Below are 15,699 nucleotides of genomic sequence, written 5' to 3' on the forward strand. Positions count from 1 at the left end.
TAAAGGCCGTTGCGATTGTCAGAATGGCTGGGAAGCTTTGGCGAGCGCGCATAAACAAGACGCAAGCCGTGTCTGCCCGCGAAGACTTGCAGAGCAGCATTGCAACCCTTCAAAGCTGCGCGCAGACCACCGCAATGTGGGGCTTATACAAACGCCCCGTGGCAGTGCTTGTATTTCTTGCCCGAGCCGCAGGGGCAGGCCTCGTTGCGGCCCACCTTTCCCCAGGTGGCCGGATCATCAGGGTCACGTTGCTCGGCAGGACGGGTGGCAGGCCGCAGCAGCGTCATCGTATCGCCTTCAGAAGCGAACTGATCCTCGCCCGTTGTGCTGTCCACATGATGCGGCTGCATGGGAGGCGCGCTCGGCGGCGGCGCGTCCGCAGCCTCGCGCACGAGCTCCACGCGCATAAGATTCTTCGTTACTTCCTGCCGGAGGCTACCGAGCATGCCCTGGAAGAGCTCGAAAGCTTCCGATTTGTATTCGTTGAGCGGGTCACGCTGGGCGTAGCCGCGGAAGCCAATGACGGAGCGCAGGTGATCGAGATTGACCAGGTGCTCGCGCCAAAGATGATCGAGCGTCTGGAGCAGAATCGACTTTTCGACATAGGCCATGATATCCGGCCCGAAGCGCTCCGCGCGCTCGGCAGCAGCCTTGTCTGCCGCTTCGGTTATTCGAGCGCGGATGTCGTCCTCGGCAATCCCTTCCTCCTGCACCCACTCATCCACCGGCAGGTCCAGATTGAGGTTCGTAAGCACAGCCTCTTTCAGTCCCTTGGCATCCCATTGCTCCGCATAGGCCTTCTCGGGAATGTGTTGCGCAACCAGATCGTCGATGACGTCGTGGCGCATCTCGGCCACGGTTTCTGTCAAGCTCTCGCCATCCATGAGCTCAAGGCGCTGCTCGAAGACCACCTTGCGCTGGTCATTCATCACGTCGTCATATTTCAGAAGGTTCTTGCGGATGTCGAAGTTGCGCGCCTCAACCTTCTTCTGTGCCTTCTCAAGAGCCTTGTTAATCCAAGGATGAACGATGGCTTCATCCTCCTTCAGCCCCAGCTTCTGAAGCATTCCGTCCATGCGGTCGGAGCCAAAGATGCGCATCAGGTCGTCCTGGAGCGACAGGAAGAACTTGGAGCGGCCCGGATCGCCCTGACGGCCCGAACGGCCACGAAGCTGATTATCGATGCGCCGGCTTTCGTGCCGCTCGGTCGCGAGCACGTATAGTCCGCCGGCGGCAATTGCCTCGTCCTTCAGCTTCTGCACTTCCTCGCGGATCTGTTTTTCCCGAGCGTCGCGTTCCGGTCCTTCGGGCATGTCACCAAGTTCATGCTGGATGCGCATTTCGGGGTTGCCGCCAAGCTGGATGTCGGTGCCCCGGCCGGCCATGTTGGTAGCGATAGTGATAGCACCGGGCTTGCCCGCCTGAGCTACAATGAAAGCCTCGCGCTCGTGGTGACGTGCATTCAGGACCTCGAAATCCTTGATTCCATCCTTGCGCAGCCTGTCGGCAAGAAGTTCGGACTTCTCGATAGAGGTCGTACCGACAAGAATGGGCTGCCGCTTCTTGCGAGCTTCCTTGATGTCGCGCACGATGGCCCGGTACTTCTCCTCAACAGTCCGGTAAACCTCGTCGTCTTCGTCGACACGCTGGACCGGCACGTTGGTCGGAATCTCCACCACTTCGAGGCCGTAAATATTGCCGAACTCCTCAGCCTCGGTCGCCGCCGTTCCCGTCATACCCGCGAGCTTGTCGTACATGCGGAAATAGTTCTGGAAGGTAATGGAGGCTAGCGTCTGGTTTTCTGGCTGGATCTTGACGTGCTCCTTCGCTTCCAGCGCCTGGTGCAATCCATCGGAATAACGTCGGCCCGGCATCATGCGGCCGGTGAATTCGTCGATGATGACGACTTCGCCGCCACGGACGATATAGTCGCGGTCGCGCTGGAACAGCTTGTGTGCCTTGAGCGCATTGTTGAGGTGATGAACGATGGCCACGTTCTCAACGTCGTAGAGCGAAGCTCCCTTGAAGAGACCCGCATCGCGCAGCATCGTCTCCATCTTTTCGGTGCCTTCTTCCGTGAAGGTCGCCGTACGTTGCTTCTCGTCGACCTCGTAGTCGACCGGCTCCAGGCTGGGGATAAAGGAATCAACTGCATTATAGAGTTCGGAGCGGTCCTCCAGCGGCCCGGAGATGATAAGCGGTGTGCGCGCCTCATCGATGAGGATCGAGTCCACCTCGTCTACAATCGCGAAATTATGGCCGCGCTGCACCATCTGCGCGCGCTCGTACTTCATGTTGTCGCGCAGATAGTCAAAGCCCAACTCGTTGTTCGTGGCATAGGTGACATCGCAGGCATATGCATTCCGGCGCTCCTCGTCGGAAAGACCGTGAACGATGATGCCCGTTGTCAGCCCCAGAAAGCCGTACAGCCTGCCCATCCACTCGGCGTCACGGCGGGCGAGGTAGTCGTTCACCGTGACCACATGGACGCCCTTGCCAGCCAGTGCGTTGAGATAGACGGGAAGCGTCGCTACCAACGTCTTTCCTTCACCGGTTTTCATCTCGGCGATGCCGCTTTCATGCAGCACCATGCCACCGATCAACTGCACATCGAACGGGCGCAGTCCGAGGGCGCGGCGGGAAGCCTCACGCACCACAGCGAAAGCGGGAACGAGCAAGTCATCAAGGGTTGCTCCCTTCGCAAGCTGCTCGCGAAATTCTTCAGTCTTGCCACGCAATTGCTCGTCAGAGAGGGCAGCCAGCTCCTTCTCCAGCGCGCCAATGGCCTCGACGCGCGGCTGATAGCGCTTCACGCGCCTGTCGCTGGGGGAGCCAAAAATCTTGCGGGCGAGACCGCCGAGACTGATCATGCCCTGGTCCTTTCAAATCGCGATGTACCAACCCCGAGCTGGCTTTCATGCCGGCGCCGATGCTGGCTAATTCCGCCACCTTGCTGCAGGCAGGCAGGCGGATGAAGATACGCCCTGAAATGCTTCTGGACGCTGGGTGGAAGGAGAGATAAGAGGGGCAACTTGCGATGTCAACGTCGTGGGGAGAAGGCTTTGGGCTTCAAAAACGGCCACATGGGCGTGTTTCAAGTGGCTAAAGTCCCCATTTGCCCCACCTAGGGCGTCCCGACAACTGGAGAATCCCAGGAGAACAACGTTATGCATCATTCTGTCCGCCGCCTCCTCGTTTCTGCGTGTGCCGCCTCTCTCATGTCCATCAGCGGCATCCACGCATTCGCGCAGGAGGACGCGGTGGTGGCGACGCTCAATGGTCAGCCCATCACCGAAGCCGATCTGGCACTTGCTGAAAGCGAGCTTGACCCGCAATTCGGCCAGCTTCCCGCTGAGCAGAAGCGCGCGGCCGCTCTCTCCGCTATCATCGACGTCCGCCTTTTCGCGGCCGAGGCGGAGAAGCAGCAGATCGACCAGAGCCAGGATTTCCTGGATCGCATGGAGTTCCTGCGCGAGCGAGCCTTGCACAGCGCTTATATCGATCAGAATGTGGTCGGAAACATTACCGATGAAGACGTGCGCGCCCGCTACGACGCGGAGGTGGCGGATCTCGCATTGCCGGAGGAAGTGCACGCCCGTCATATCCTGGTCGAAACCGAAGAAGAGGCAAAAGACATAATCGCTCAGCTCGATGAAGGGGCAGATTTTGCCGAACTGGCGCAGGAGTCCTCTAAGGACGGCGCCGCCGCTAACGGCGGCGATCTGGGCTATTTTACGGCAGAGCGCATGGTACCGGAGTTTTCGGAAGCCGCGTTCGCCATGGAGCCTGGCACGCATTCCACGGAGCCGGTGCAGACCCAATTCGGCTGGCATGTCATCAAGGTCGAGGACAAACGCAGGCAGCAGCCACCGTCATTCGATCAGGTAGAGAACCAGGTTCGCTCGATCATCATCCGGGAAAACTACATCGAGGCCTTGGCTGCGTTCAGAAACGAGGCGCAGATCGACATTCCCGATGCCGAGCTGAAAAACGCTGTCGATAGCATGCTTCGTCAACAGCTCGGGGCGGACGGCGGAGAAGAAGAGCAGTAACAATAGAGGCGCGCGCCTTTAACGCAGCGGCTACGCTTCCTGATGCTGTTATCCTGGTGAACCCAGCATCAGCGCGATTGCGAGTACGACTATTCCGGCAAGGCCGCCGATAAAGATGGCGCGGCGGAGCGGCGTACGTAGCACGATGAAGCCTTGGCTGGCTTCCTTGCTGGGGATGTCGAGCGGTTTGGGTTTATCAGCCATGATTCCGAGGGAAAACTGACCCCCGCGAAGAATGTTCCGACGCGTCTTTCTATTCACCCGGATTCAGGTGCGTTCCAGCGCAACCACCGAATTGGGGCGCGGATAATCCTACCAGATTTCAAGGGGGCGCGTGATCATGAGCCAGAAGATGGCAAGGACAGACGCAAAAGCCGGGAAGCCGAAAGCAAACCAGAGGCGGAAAAGATTGTTATAGCGGGGCGGCAAAGCCATTCCCTGCTCATGCGCCGACGCGGCAAGCCGCCGCATTTCCATCTGCATCCACACGACAGGCAGCCAGAATGCGCCGGTGACGATGTAAAGAATAATGGACAGCACGATCCAGTGCTCCCAGAGTGAATAGCCCAGGTGCCAGACAAGGAGGAGCCCTGTCACCGGCTGCACCACGACAGCAGTCGCCGTAAACAGGAAATCGGCTATGACTACAATACGAGCCACAGCTGCAACAGTCCCCGCATTACCTGTCAGGTGCGCAAGAAGCATGAAGAAGGCAATGCCGGCGCCCGTCCCCAGAAGCACCGCGGCCCCGATAACATGCACGAATTTGAGGAAGAAATAGACCATCAGCGCTCTTTCAGAATGGCCAAGGCAACGAGATGGAGAACGAAGATGGGCAAGATCTTCATCAGCGGCCCCAGCGGTTCGTTCCACAATTCCGGCAGGAGAATGGTTCCTGCCACGGTGTAGAACAGGCAGAGTGCAATAGCACCGAAGAGCCCCAAGCGGGCCAGCGGACGATAGGCAATGGCCGCTCCCACAATCATGTCGGCAATAGCTCCGGCCACGACACCGGGTGCAGCGAGAGCATCTACCCCCGCGCGCCGCATGAGCTCCAAACCATCGTCAAAGCCTATGGTCACCGAGATGACGCCTGTGGCGATCCAGAAAAACGGCAGCACGAGGAAGATCAACGGCTTCAGGAAGTAGAGCTTGGCAAACCAGCGTTCCTGGACGCTAACCGGTTGGCGCGCGAGCGCCTCCCCAAGCGGCAGCGGTTCGATTTTGGTCGCGGTGATCCACGGGGTTGGATCGCCAACCGCACCGCGTACCATCTCCCTGCGGGCGGTGCTGCGAACCGGCGCGCGCCATCCCAGCCATCCCGCGGCATCTCCCGCGCGGTAAAGCAGGCCAGACAGGAAATCAGGTATTATGACTCGGCGAGCAGATCTCCACCCAAACCAGTTGCGGTAATGGGCAACGACATCGCTCATGGACAGTTGTTCAGGGCCGGCAAGCTCCAGTGCAAGCCGCGAAGGGGCGTCGGGATGGACGAAGAAGGCGACGGTGGTCACCACATCGTCAAGCTGCACGACCTGCAACGCTCCCGTATTCTTCATCTCGGGAAGGATGGGTAGGGCTGCAAGACCGCGAAAAAGCGCGCTGGCTCCGAACACAGCGCGACCCAGAACTACCGAAGGGCGCAGGATGATCCATTCAAGATCGCGCTCCATCAGGAAGCGATCGCCTTCCAACTTTGTGGCGGAGAATGCCGAAGGCTGCTCCCTGTCCACGCCGATGGCCGAGAAGTGGATCACGCGGCGGACGCCCGCCTGCTCACATGCGCGAAAAAGGGTTGCCGCCGCGGCGACGTGGGCTTCGGCAACGCTCTCTTGTGCTCCATCCTGCAATGCACCGACGCAGTTGACCACAGCGGCGACGCTAGCAAGGCACGGCAACCATGCCTTGTGATCCACGGCCTGCGCGAGATCGATTTCGATGACCGCCGCAGCAGCCTGGGGCACTGGCCTGCTTCCGGGTCTCACTGCAGCAACGATTTCGTGCCCTTCCTGCCTCAGCCTGGCGCAAACAGCGGAGCCGATCAGGCCGTTCGCCCCGGTGACGAGAATCCTCATGCGCCCTCGTCTTCGATGCCTTCCAGCAAGCGGAATTTCAGCGGTGAAACAGCGGGACCTGCGATCACATCGCCATGTTCATCGAAGCGCGAGCCGTGGCAGGGGCAGTCCCAGGTGCGGTCGATGGGATTCCAGCCGATAATACAGCCCATATGGGTACAACTTGCGGTAAATGCCGTCAGCGAGCCATCCATGTGCCGAATGACGGCAAGCTGCTCCCCATTGTGGTCGACGATACCTGCGCTGCCCGGTGCGATGTCGTCCAGCGGCACGGCCATCCGCTTCAGCATCTTGTCGCGAACAAGATGCGTCGCTGCCTCTATGTTTCCCTTGGTGAACTCCCTAGCGCTCTTGACCGGTCTCATGCGAGCTGCGTCGAAAAGACGGGATGCCGGATGGCTCCGCCCAATGACGTGCCCAGCCAGAATGTCGGCTGCCACCACCCCTTGAGTGATGCCCCAGGCATCGAAGCCGGTTGCCACCTGGAGAGTGCCGTCGCTACTTGCCGGCCCCACGAAGGCAACGCCATCCATGGGCCTGAAATCCTCATTCGTCCAAGCGTGGGAAAGGGTGCGGATTCCAAATTCCTTCTCAAGGAAGGTGCGGAGGTCGTCCATCATCCGTTGCTGGTCCTCCTCCTCGCCCTGCTTGTATTCCCCCCCGGCAGCGATGAGATAGGTTTGCCCGTCCCTTTCGGCGGTGCGCAGTGAATGGCTCGGGCTGCCCGCATTGATGAACATGCCTTCAAGCGGCTTGTCCGCCGGGAGCGGCGCCGCGACGACCGGGTGCGCAAAGGGGAACGCCTTGGCGAAATACCTGCCTTCATTGACGATTGGCATCTGAGTCGCAACGATCACGTGATTGGCTGCAACCGTATGGCCATTGACCTTGAGGCGCCTTGGAGATTCACCCTCGATTTCTGTAACCCTGCTTTGCTCATAAATGGGAGCATTGATGAGAGGAGCGAGCCCGACAAGATAGCGGTAGGGGTCGAACTGATACTGCCCGGAAAATTCGAGGAGCGCTGTGGTGGCAAAGGGAAGACCGGCATCGAAGACCATTCGCGCAGGCAGGCCAAGCGAGCGGGCGGCCTGTGCCTCCTCTTCCAGCATACGGGCTTGGTTTTCGTCTGCGGCATAAATAAAAGCCGCACGGACATCCAGCCCAGCCTGCTCCTCCATAGCGGCTGCCAAACGGGCAATCTCCTCCATCGCTTCCTTGTTCGCCTCGGCATAGATGCGGGCGTCACCTTCACCATATTTGCTAATCAGCGTTGAATATCTTCGGCCGTGCTGGACGGTGACCTTGGCGGTTGAACGCCCGGTCGCCTGGCGCCCGATCCTTCGTGCCTCCAACACCACGACCCGCAGCCCTGAATCCTTGAGCTTGTAAGCACAATGGAGTCCCACCTGACCACCGCCAACAATCGCCACATCAACGTCGAGATCCTCATCGAGCGGCGGATAGGCCGGCGCCTCTACGCCATCAAACCAGAAGGGAATACCGTTTTTCATGATCATCCTCGTTTGATGTTGGCAGGAGCATCCCGTTTCGGCCCGCCGGCGAAGATATCGGCTGTTGCTGCCTCCAGTTCCCGTAAGCTTGCAGCAAGCGTGACGCCCCAGACCGCATGCGCGGCCAGCATGAGAAGGTTACGCTCTATCGGATGCCGCACTGCGGATTTCAGAATGCCGAAGGCCGGTATCCAGCCGAGATAGCTGGCGGCCCACACCATGAGACTGAAAGGGACGCCACCGGGTCTCTGTCGCCGCGGGATCATCCCGTAGATGGCGCCAGCCAGGGAACCGAAGGCGAAGTGAGAGATCACCGTTCCAAGCGGGGCAAGCCCTCCCGTTCCATTCGGGCTTACCCGATCAAAGATTTCGCGAGGCGGCAGGGGATAAGGGTCATGAGAGAGCAACGGCCGGAGATGCCGCATCGCCACTGTCATCGCCGTGGTTGCTGATATTCCTGCAAGCGCGCCGAATATGACTCTTCCCAAATCCTTCTCCTTGCCGCCGGTGGTGCGTCAAAACAGGAAGAGCAAAGCGAATGTTCCCGCATGAAAAACAGGTTGGTGCCGCTTTTGGCGGCAACTCTCAGCGGGGAATGATGCTCACATTGCCTCCAACCTCGAGCACGGCAAACTTGATCTGTTCGAGCCGTTCCAGCCCGTGTTGGGTCCGCGCCGCCTCCAGAATGTCGGCAATATCCACCCGCGCGCGCCGCAACGCTTCCTTGTCGGGCTTGCCGCGGCTGATGAGCACGGTTGCTGCTCCATCGAGCATGACTTCTGCACGCGGCCACCATTGCTTCGCAAAGGAAAGCGCGATGTCGGTGACAAACAGCGTAAGGATCAGGACAAAGGCATTGACCAGTGAGAAGTCGTCACCCAGCAAAGCCTGCTGCGTGGTCTCCGCCACGATGAGAAGAAGCACGAAATCGAACGGGGTTATCTGCGACAGCGTTCGTCGCCCTGAAAGCCGCACCACGATCAGCAGGAAGAAATAGACGACAATACCGCGGACGACGGAATCCATTCTTGCTCTCCTATGGAAGGATCACGGTTCGAAGCAACGTGTCGGCCCCGTCCAGTCCAACCCTGTAGTTTGCAATACCCGGACGCAGGGAGCGGACATAAAAGGTTACATCGACTGGTGCGCCCTCATCGGCTGCAAACTCCATCATCACTCCGTGCTGGACGGATCGGGAGCGCTCGGGTTGCGGCTGAACGCCTTCGATCTGAAAGTATTTGAAGAACGGGTTCCCTATTGTCAGGCGACGGGTCTCGCCGCCTGCCTCAAACATGACGCGGAATTCGTCCGAGGTTTCCCATCGGGAAACCCGCGGATACTCAGCGGATCCCGCTGGCAAAGTGGCGTTGGCCTTAGCAAAGTAGCCGCCGGAGCCGGTCAGGCCCAATATGGCCAGTACCAGCATAAGGGCAAAGGTGATCCACGCGATGCGCTCCACCGTCCAGAATACGTTCTGGAAAGACCTATGCTCCTGGAGCTGAAGACCGTCCTTGCGGAGCGGAGGCTCGTGAAGTTCCATTTCGCCATTGCTGCCCTGTAAAGAGCAACATCAACACGGCTTTGGCAAATTGGTTCCACAGGGCCGAGTGTGCAATCGGTTCACGATGCTTCTCCGGCAACCGGCTAGGTTTTTCGCTGATTGAGAAGCGAGCCCGCGGCAAGCCCCGCTGCCATCGCTATGAAAGCCGAAGCTACGGCTTGCTTCGAGACTGCCAGTTCCCACCCCGGCGTCAGCCGGCGATGGATCATGCCATAGTCGACGAGCGCCGCGACCCCTGACACCAGAGCAGCATCGCCTACAACTTCCAGAAAAGTGCGCTTCCTCCCGGCTTGCCACACAGCGAAAGGCACAGCCCAGAACATGGCGGAAGCAGCATGGGTGAGAAGTCCCACGCCGGTATGGCTTATGTCTGCACGCCGGACGCTGCCCGCCTTGTCGCCATGCAACCAATGGCTTGTCGCATTGAGAGGTTGAAGCGCGCTTCTGCCCTCGCAGCGGGCAGCGATCATCACCGCTGCGAGAGAAGCAGCCCCTGCCAGCGCTCCGCTAATTAGGGCATGTCGTGCAATGCTCATATGCGCGCTCCGCATCGAGGAAGAGATATTGGAACCCTCGGCCAAGGCTGCGGTTCCATTTCCATTGCCAGAGACATGCCTCAATATCGGAGTCGATCATGACAGCGCTGGAGCTTTTCGCGTGAGCCCCAAGGACGGAGTGCGCACAGCACCGCCGATTGCCTCCCGCGTCTCACGCGTCGTCGTCGTGGGCGCAGGCTTTGCAGGGCTGGAAGTGGCTCGGGAGTTGGGTCGCGCGGGGCTGCCGGTGGTGCTGATCGACCGGCAGAACCATCATCTCTTCCAACCGCTTCTCTATCAGGTAGCTACCGCTGCGCTTTCGGCGACGGATATTGCCGAGCCGATCCGCAAGATCCTGCGCCGCTATGACAGCGTCCAGGTGCTTCTGGGCGAAGTGACCGAGACCGACACTGACAACCAGACCATCACCCTCGCGGATGGCTCATCCTTCGGCTATGACTATCTGGTCCTTGCACCGGGTGCCTCTCACAGCTATTTCGGCCATTCCGAATGGAGTGAAAGGGCCCCCGGCCTCAAATCGCTCACCGACGCACGCTTCATCCGAGCCCGCGCGTTGCTCGCCTTCGAGCGAGCGGAGCGAACAATCGACCCCGCAGAACAGTCACGGCTCATGACCATTGTCATTGTCGGCGGCGGCCCGACGGGAGTGGAACTTGCAGGCTCGCTTGCCGAACTCAGCCGGTATACGCTCGCACGCGACTTTCGAAGCGCAAGGCCGGAAGCTGCCCGGATCGTGTTGATCGAAGCGGGTCCGCGAATCCTCTCCGGCTTTTCGGAGGAAATATCGGATTATGCTCACCGACGGCTTGAGAAGCTCGGCGTGGAAATCTCGACCAGCAAACCCGTAGAAGATATCGGCGAAGGCACAATTAGCTTTGGCGGCAGCATCATGCCCGTCGGCCTTGTACTCTGGGCGGCGGGGGTAGCAGCGTCGCCACTGGGCTCTAAGCTGGGTGCACCGCTGGATAAAGCAGGCAGGGTGCTGGTGGACGAGACAATGCGCCCGAAGGGTTCTACGAATGTCTTTGTGCTGGGCGATGCAGCCTTGTTCACCGGCAAGGATGGACAACCGCTGCCGGGGCTTGCACAGGTAGCGAAGCAACAGGGTCGTCACCTTGGACGCGCGCTTGTCCGTCATATGAAAGAGGGCACGGCTCTCCCCCCGTTTGAATATAGGAGCCGTGGCAATACGGCCATTGTTGGCCGCCACGCGGCAGTTTTCGAGCGGGGCCGTTTCAAGCTAAAAGGCTGGCTAGCCTGGGCAGCCTGGGCGATCATTCATGTCTACCTGTTGGTTGGCTTCCAGAACCGGATGCTCGTCTCGCTGCAATGGTTCTGGCGCTACATCACCTTCGAGCGCGGCGCCCGTGTGATGTATGACGACACGTTTGATATCCGCCAGGCCAGAACGCCGGCGGCGGGCCAGCCAGCGTCCAAGGTGGAGGAATGAATAGGCAGGCGTGTGCATCCGGCGCGGCAAGGATAACCACCCATGCGCCGGTAGTGGCCAGAGCTGCGTAGATCGGTTCGCAGCGGTGTTTATCCGGAACGAAATGTCTCCGCCCACAGCAGACTAGGAAAGAGGCAGGAGGATAACCGTGCAAGGGCGGCCAGACGCCCTTTCAGTGGAGATCGCCTGTCGATCCTAAGATACCGAAACGGTCTAGGAGCTAAGGCCGCTCGGTCACGAAGGTCTGCACTGCGTATACCCGACCGCCTGCCGAGGCGACGCCGAACCCGAAAGCTTCAAGACGCGGATCGACGATATTGCGGCGGTGGCCACGGCTTGCCAGCCAGCGCTGATGGAAGGTGCGCATCTGTTCCACCGAAGCGCGGCAATTCACGCATTGATTGATGTTTTCGGCGATGATGCGCCAATCGCCGCCGCCGCTCGCGCGGTAGCGGGAGCCGACGTCGCCCCGTTCCGGAGAGACGTGGGCATAGAAGCCTCGCCTGGCCATATCCTCCGCATGTGCCTGCGCGGCGGCATCAAGCTGTGCTGACCGCCGCAGTTGCGGCACACCCTCTCTCCTTCGGGTCTGGTTGACGAGTGTCAGCGCTTCCTGGCGCAGTGCTCCGAGATCGGCAATCCTGTCCAGGTCATTATTGCTCAAGGGCTGCGATGCACAGCCGGCCACAATGAGTGCTATTGCCAGAAGGCCAGCGACCGCTTTTAACGAACCAACAATGTTCAATACCAAGTCCCAACCCCCATTTTGCGCATGAAAGCGCAATCAAGTCAGCCCCGCTCCGGCTTCTCAACGTTGCTCGGCTGGTCTGTCCCCTTCGTCGGAAGGGCCACCGAGTCCACCTCGCTCTGCGTCCTGTAGGGCGACGCCTGCCGAGGGCGACTTCGCAAGCATTGTCTCCGGCCAAGTCAGGATCCATCCTGGGGGGAATTCTTGTATGTTTTGTGGCAGTACTGTCTCCTGCCGTTCATCCACATTCTTTCCGGTGCTTATAGAGGCAGGGCATCGGTGATCATAGAATTTACCCCGCCTGATTCCAGTGGAATGGTGGCTGCCAGTCACAACGATGAGATACTGGCGAGCATCCGAATCCATATAAATGAAAAGCCTCGCGCCGCTTCCGGCAGGCAGGCGGGCGCGCCAGATCTCGCTTCCGTCGCAACATCAAGAACGTACCCCCTCGAACACTCAGCAGAATGCGCCGGAATAAGTACTATCCGCTGGCCGAACCCATTACGTTCCGCAAATGTCGGATACGTGCTGTCATGAGAGGATCCACGGAACCGCTTCCGTGGACCGGTTGTGGTAACAACGCTTAAGGCTTACGCCGCCTTCTGGTTAGCCTCCTGTTCAGCCAGCTTGGTGAGCAGCGCGTCAGCTTTCTTTTCCTCTTCCAGGTTCTCCTCGAAGAGCTTTACCGCCTCATCCATGCCAAGCTGACGAGCCCATGTCCGCAATGTGCCGTAGCGGGCGATCTCATAGTGCTCGATCGACTGGTTCGCAGAGACAAGGCCGGCATCGAGGGCATCGGAGTCCGAGAACTCCTCCATGATTTCTTCCCCTTCGGCGACCAGGCCCTGCATGGCCTCGCACGTCTTGCCACGGGGTGTTTTGTCAAGCGTTTCGAAGACTTTCTCCAGCCGCTCGATCTGCTTCTCCGTTTCTTTGCGATGATTTTCCAACGCCTTCTTCAACTCTTCGGAGCGAGCGGCTTTTCCCATCTTCGGCAAGACACGCAAAACCTGTTTTTCAGCGCTATAGATGTCCTTCAAGGTGTCCAGCATGAGATTCTCAAGGGTGCGGCTCTGGCTGGCCATTGTGCTTCTCCGTTTCCGTTTCTGGCAGGCTTACGAACCTTCCTCGCAGCGTTGTGTTCCATGGCGCAGCGGCAGGTGATCTAACGTTAATTTTTATCTCCCATGGGCGAACCTTTCGGCAGATCAGAAGGTTGGAACGGCGAGACAGGCGCTACGACCGCTTTCGTTGCTGCGCGAGGATTCAAGATGAGTGGGACCGGGCTCGAAGTCTTGGACAAGACCATTCAAACCACGAATATTTGGCTGAATGAGATCATGAAGGACCATGGTAACAACCGTCAGGTTGCCTGGCATATTCTCGGCGCTGTGCTGAAGGCACTGCGGGACCGTCTGCCGGCCGACCTTGCGGCCCATCTCGGAGCAGAGCTGCCGCTTCTCGTTCGCGGCCTCTACTACGACCAGTACAAGCCTTCGCGGCAGCCGGACATCACGCGCACGCTCGATGCTTTCCTGGAGCGGGTGAAGGAAGGACTTGCCAACATCCGGCCCGTTGATCCGAAAGAAGCCACACGATCGGTATTCAAGGTTATCGCGCATCATGTGGATCTGGGCCAGTCAGCCAAGGTGCGCGATGCGCTTCCAAAGGAAGTCCAGGCCCTTTGGCCGGAGAGTGTTGGCGTCTGACCGATAATGCACGAGCGTTTGAGGAACAATGTCAGGAAGATGCGGATCGATCCCGATCGTTTCCATCGGCTGCCTGGATGCCGGCGCCTTCATCCGATGGACCACGGCATCCCGGCGAAACGCGCGGGATGACAGGATGTGCGGTAAGCAGAGCGTGTTCAGGGACCGCCAGGACGCGGGACAGCGTCTGGCGGTCCAGCTATCTCATCTGAAGGACGCGCGGCCGGTCGTGCTCGCACTTCCGCGCGGCGGCGTCCCTGTAGGCCTTGAGGCGGCAAAGGCCCTGAAAGCTCCTCTTGAACTTCTCCTGGTGCGCAAGCTTGGCGCGCCCGGCCATGCCGAATACGGCATCGGCGCTGTGGTTAATGGTGCAGAGCCACAACTCGTCCTAAACGAGGAGGCGATTTCCCTCGTCAATCCCTCGCAGGAATATGTGGATGCGGAGATGCGGAGGCAGCTTGCCCGGATCAAACAGCTTCGGCAGAAATACCTTTCAGACCGCAAGCCCATCCCCCTTTCTGGCCGCGTCGTCATCGTCATCGATGATGGCATAGCGACGGGCAGCACCGTACGGGCTGCACTGAAGGGGATAAGACGCTCAGGCCCCTCCCGCATCGTGCTTGCCGTTCCCGTCGCGCCGCGCGAAGCCATCGAAGCTCTGCGCGAGGAAGCGGACGAGGTGATCTGTCTTAGCAATCCATCCAATTTCCGGGCGGTAGGGCTCCACTACGAAAATTTCGAACAAACGAGCGATGCGGATGTTGTTGCTTGCCTGGATGCGGCGCTGCGATGGCAAGCCGCTGCAAACTGACCGCCCGGAGAAAAGCATATGCTTCTCAGACTTGAAATCCCGCCCGTTCAAATGGCAGCAGAACTTCCCCCGCTTTTGCGCCGCGATGCTTCCTCATACTATGAGAGGTATTGCCGATGAAGATCGCTCAGATTGCTCCCTTGGCCGAAAGTGTCCCCCCCCAGCTTTACGGCGGGACTGAGCGGATCGTCTCCTACCTGACGGAAGAACTTGTGCGCCAGGGGCATGACGTGACCCTTTTTGCATCCGGAGACTCGGTTACTGCTGCCGAGTTGGTTCCCTGCAGCAAAGGCGCTCTTCGCCTCGATCCCGACATTCGCGATCCGCTCCCGTACTATCTCATCCTTCTTGAAGAGGTGCGCCGCAGAGCCGACGAGTTCGACATTCTGCATTTTCACATCGATCTGTTGCATTTCCCTCTGATCCGCCCCTTCGCACACCGCACGGTGACAACCTTGCACGGAAGGCTCGATCTGCCGGACCTTGTCCCTTTTTACCAGGCGTTCCGCGAGATTCCCGTTGTTCCCATTTCGAACGACCAGCGGCGGCCGCTGCCGATGGCTAACTGGGTGACCACCATCCATCACGGCCTCCCACTCGACGCCCTCCCGTTCAGCCCTTCACCGACGGAAGGCTATCTTGCATTCTTGGGCAGAATCTCGCCGGAGAAAAGGCCAGACCGTGCGATAGAGATCGCTTCGCGACTTAATATGCCGCTTAAGATAGCGGCGAAGGTTGACCGTGCGGAAAAGGCTTACTGGGACAATGTTATCGCTCCAATGATCGCTCGAAATCCGAATTTCGAGTATGTAGGCGAGGTGAACGATCGCACGAAGGCCGAGTTCCTGGGCAACGCCTGCGCCCTTCTCTTCCCCATTGACTGGCCTGAACCGTTCGGCCTCGTGATGATTGAGGCAATGTCCTGCGGCACGCCAGTGATCGCCTTCCGCCACGGCTCGGTTCCCGAGGTGGTGGATCACGGTGTTTCTGGGTTCATTGTTGACTCAGTTGAGGAGGCTGTTGAGTTCGTGCCAAGGGCCTGCGAGATGAGTCGGGCCGGTGTACGCCGCCGCTTCGAGGAGCGCTTTACGGTCGACCGCATGGCGACAGATTATGTTGCCGTCTACGAGCGCCTGCTGCATCACCGCTTGCCCACCGTGCCGTTCCCGGTCGAGGCTACAAGGGCGACCATTATCGGGTGACGCGCCGCTATCGCAGG

At 59.4% G+C, this 15,699-nt stretch carries 16 protein-coding genes; 5 read left to right on the top strand and 11 right to left on the bottom strand.

Annotated features, from left to right (window positions below; translation table 11 throughout):
* Nucleotides 1-143: 143 nt before the first annotated feature.
* On the bottom strand, nucleotides 144-2,870 hold the full coding sequence (secA, locus tag HUS57_RS10725) for a preprotein translocase subunit SecA (RefSeq protein WP_173933536.1): 2,727 nt from the start codon (nucleotides 2,868-2,870) through the stop codon (nucleotides 144-146).
* A 297-nt stretch (nucleotides 2,871-3,167) separates the two neighbouring features.
* Between secA and HUS57_RS10730 the strand changes: the two genes are divergently transcribed.
* Complete coding sequence (locus tag HUS57_RS10730) at nucleotides 3,168-4,052, top strand: peptidylprolyl isomerase (protein WP_173933538.1); 885 nt, start codon at nucleotides 3,168-3,170, stop codon at nucleotides 4,050-4,052.
* 48 nt (nucleotides 4,053-4,100) lie between these two features.
* Here the strand turns inward: HUS57_RS10730 and HUS57_RS10735 are convergent, their stop codons facing one another.
* From HUS57_RS10735 to HUS57_RS10770, 8 genes are all read right to left on the bottom strand, one after another.
* Complete coding sequence (locus HUS57_RS10735; RefSeq protein WP_173933540.1) at nucleotides 4,101-4,256, bottom strand: peptide ABC transporter permease; 156 nt, start codon at nucleotides 4,254-4,256, stop codon at nucleotides 4,101-4,103.
* Between the two features lie 108 nt (nucleotides 4,257-4,364).
* Nucleotides 4,365-4,838 carry a DUF2269 domain-containing protein gene (locus HUS57_RS10740; protein ID WP_173933542.1) on the bottom strand — a complete coding sequence of 158 codons (474 nt, stop codon included), beginning with the start codon at nucleotides 4,836-4,838 and terminating at the stop codon, nucleotides 4,365-4,367.
* The gene (locus tag HUS57_RS10745; protein WP_173933544.1) at nucleotides 4,838-6,127 is read right to left on the bottom strand and encodes an SDR family oxidoreductase; all 1,290 of its coding nucleotides are present in this window, start codon (nucleotides 6,125-6,127) and stop codon (nucleotides 4,838-4,840) included. The genes HUS57_RS10740 and HUS57_RS10745 overlap by 1 nt, the downstream gene beginning before the upstream one ends.
* Nucleotides 6,124-7,641, bottom strand: a complete 1,518-nt coding sequence (locus HUS57_RS10750) for an FAD-dependent oxidoreductase (protein WP_173933546.1) — start codon at nucleotides 7,639-7,641, stop codon at nucleotides 6,124-6,126. Before HUS57_RS10750 ends, HUS57_RS10745 begins: the two co-directional genes overlap by 4 nt.
* Nucleotides 7,642-7,643: 2 nt before the next feature.
* Complete coding sequence (locus HUS57_RS10755) at nucleotides 7,644-8,129, bottom strand: hypothetical protein (RefSeq protein ID WP_173933548.1); 486 nt, start codon at nucleotides 8,127-8,129, stop codon at nucleotides 7,644-7,646.
* 97 nt (nucleotides 8,130-8,226) lie between these two features.
* Nucleotides 8,227-8,667: a YetF domain-containing protein gene (locus tag HUS57_RS10760; RefSeq protein WP_173933549.1), complete on the bottom strand. Its 441-nt coding sequence runs from the start codon at nucleotides 8,665-8,667 to the stop codon at nucleotides 8,227-8,229.
* Nucleotides 8,668-8,677: 10 nt separating this feature from the next.
* A complete protein-coding gene (locus tag HUS57_RS10765; protein WP_173933551.1) occupies nucleotides 8,678-9,181 on the bottom strand; it encodes a hypothetical protein in 504 nt (167 codons plus the stop codon).
* Nucleotides 9,182-9,285: 104 nt separating this feature from the next.
* Nucleotides 9,286-9,738 (bottom strand): hypothetical protein, encoded by a 453-nt coding sequence (locus HUS57_RS10770; RefSeq protein ID WP_173933553.1) that lies wholly within the window; start codon nucleotides 9,736-9,738, stop codon nucleotides 9,286-9,288.
* Nucleotides 9,739-9,859: 121 nt separating this feature from the next.
* Between HUS57_RS10770 and HUS57_RS10775 the strand changes: the two genes are divergently transcribed.
* Entirely contained in the window at nucleotides 9,860-11,209 is a 1,350-nt protein-coding gene (locus tag HUS57_RS10775; RefSeq protein ID WP_246727841.1) for an NAD(P)/FAD-dependent oxidoreductase, read from the top strand.
* A 220-nt stretch (nucleotides 11,210-11,429) separates the two neighbouring features.
* Here HUS57_RS10775 and HUS57_RS10780 read toward each other — a convergent pair whose 3' ends face one another.
* Nucleotides 11,430-11,954 carry a CAP domain-containing protein gene (locus HUS57_RS10780; RefSeq protein WP_173933557.1) on the bottom strand — a complete coding sequence of 175 codons (525 nt, stop codon included), beginning with the start codon at nucleotides 11,952-11,954 and terminating at the stop codon, nucleotides 11,430-11,432.
* Between the two features lie 596 nt (nucleotides 11,955-12,550).
* A complete protein-coding gene (locus HUS57_RS10785) occupies nucleotides 12,551-13,045 on the bottom strand; it encodes a ferritin-like domain-containing protein (protein WP_173933559.1) in 495 nt (164 codons plus the stop codon).
* Between the two features lie 186 nt (nucleotides 13,046-13,231).
* Between HUS57_RS10785 and HUS57_RS10790 the strand changes: the two genes are divergently transcribed.
* The 3 genes from HUS57_RS10790 to HUS57_RS10800 all read left to right on the top strand — a co-directional run bounded on the left by HUS57_RS10790 (nucleotide 13,232) and on the right by HUS57_RS10800 (nucleotide 15,682).
* Nucleotides 13,232-13,669 carry a DUF2267 domain-containing protein gene (locus HUS57_RS10790; RefSeq protein ID WP_173933561.1) on the top strand — a complete coding sequence of 146 codons (438 nt, stop codon included), beginning with the start codon at nucleotides 13,232-13,234 and terminating at the stop codon, nucleotides 13,667-13,669.
* Between the two features lie 136 nt (nucleotides 13,670-13,805).
* Nucleotides 13,806-14,480 (top strand): phosphoribosyltransferase, encoded by a 675-nt coding sequence (locus HUS57_RS10795; protein ID WP_173933781.1) that lies wholly within the window; start codon nucleotides 13,806-13,808, stop codon nucleotides 14,478-14,480.
* Nucleotides 14,481-14,596: 116 nt separating this feature from the next.
* Entirely contained in the window at nucleotides 14,597-15,682 is a 1,086-nt protein-coding gene (locus HUS57_RS10800) for a glycosyltransferase family 4 protein (RefSeq protein ID WP_173933563.1), read from the top strand.
* The last annotated feature ends 17 nt before the right edge of the window (nucleotides 15,683-15,699 follow it).

The organism is Chelativorans sp. Marseille-P2723 (genome assembly GCF_902809845.1).
In the GTDB taxonomy this organism is placed as follows: domain Bacteria; phylum Pseudomonadota; class Alphaproteobacteria; order Rhizobiales; family Rhizobiaceae; genus Chelativorans.

What these genes read in the sequence shown, in the direction of transcription:
- HUS57_RS10740 (WP_173933542.1), bottom strand. Translation starts at nt 4,838, where the DNA reads ATGGTCTATTTCTTCCTCAAATTCGTGCATGTTATCGGGGCCGCGGTG.
- HUS57_RS10790 (WP_173933561.1), top strand. Translation starts at nt 13,232, where the DNA reads ATGAGTGGGACCGGGCTCGAAGTCTTGGACAAGACCATTCAAACCACG.
- HUS57_RS10750 (WP_173933546.1), bottom strand. Translation starts at nt 7,641, where the DNA reads ATGAAAAACGGTATTCCCTTCTGGTTTGATGGCGTAGAGGCGCCGGCC.
- HUS57_RS10730 (WP_173933538.1), top strand. Translation starts at nt 3,168, where the DNA reads ATGCATCATTCTGTCCGCCGCCTCCTCGTTTCTGCGTGTGCCGCCTCT.
- HUS57_RS10800 (WP_173933563.1), top strand. Translation starts at nt 14,597, where the DNA reads ATGAAGATCGCTCAGATTGCTCCCTTGGCCGAAAGTGTCCCCCCCCAG.
- HUS57_RS10795 (WP_173933781.1), top strand. Translation starts at nt 13,806, where the DNA reads ATGTGCGGTAAGCAGAGCGTGTTCAGGGACCGCCAGGACGCGGGACAG.
- HUS57_RS10735 (WP_173933540.1), bottom strand. Translation starts at nt 4,256, where the DNA reads ATGGCTGATAAACCCAAACCGCTCGACATCCCCAGCAAGGAAGCCAGC.
- secA (WP_173933536.1), bottom strand. Translation starts at nt 2,870, where the DNA reads ATGATCAGTCTCGGCGGTCTCGCCCGCAAGATTTTTGGCTCCCCCAGC.
- HUS57_RS10785 (WP_173933559.1), bottom strand. Translation starts at nt 13,045, where the DNA reads ATGGCCAGCCAGAGCCGCACCCTTGAGAATCTCATGCTGGACACCTTG.
- HUS57_RS10745 (WP_173933544.1), bottom strand. Translation starts at nt 6,127, where the DNA reads ATGAGGATTCTCGTCACCGGGGCGAACGGCCTGATCGGCTCCGCTGTT.
- HUS57_RS10770 (WP_173933553.1), bottom strand. Translation starts at nt 9,738, where the DNA reads ATGAGCATTGCACGACATGCCCTAATTAGCGGAGCGCTGGCAGGGGCT.
- HUS57_RS10760 (WP_173933549.1), bottom strand. Translation starts at nt 8,667, where the DNA reads ATGGATTCCGTCGTCCGCGGTATTGTCGTCTATTTCTTCCTGCTGATC.
- HUS57_RS10765 (WP_173933551.1), bottom strand. Translation starts at nt 9,181, where the DNA reads ATGGAACTTCACGAGCCTCCGCTCCGCAAGGACGGTCTTCAGCTCCAG.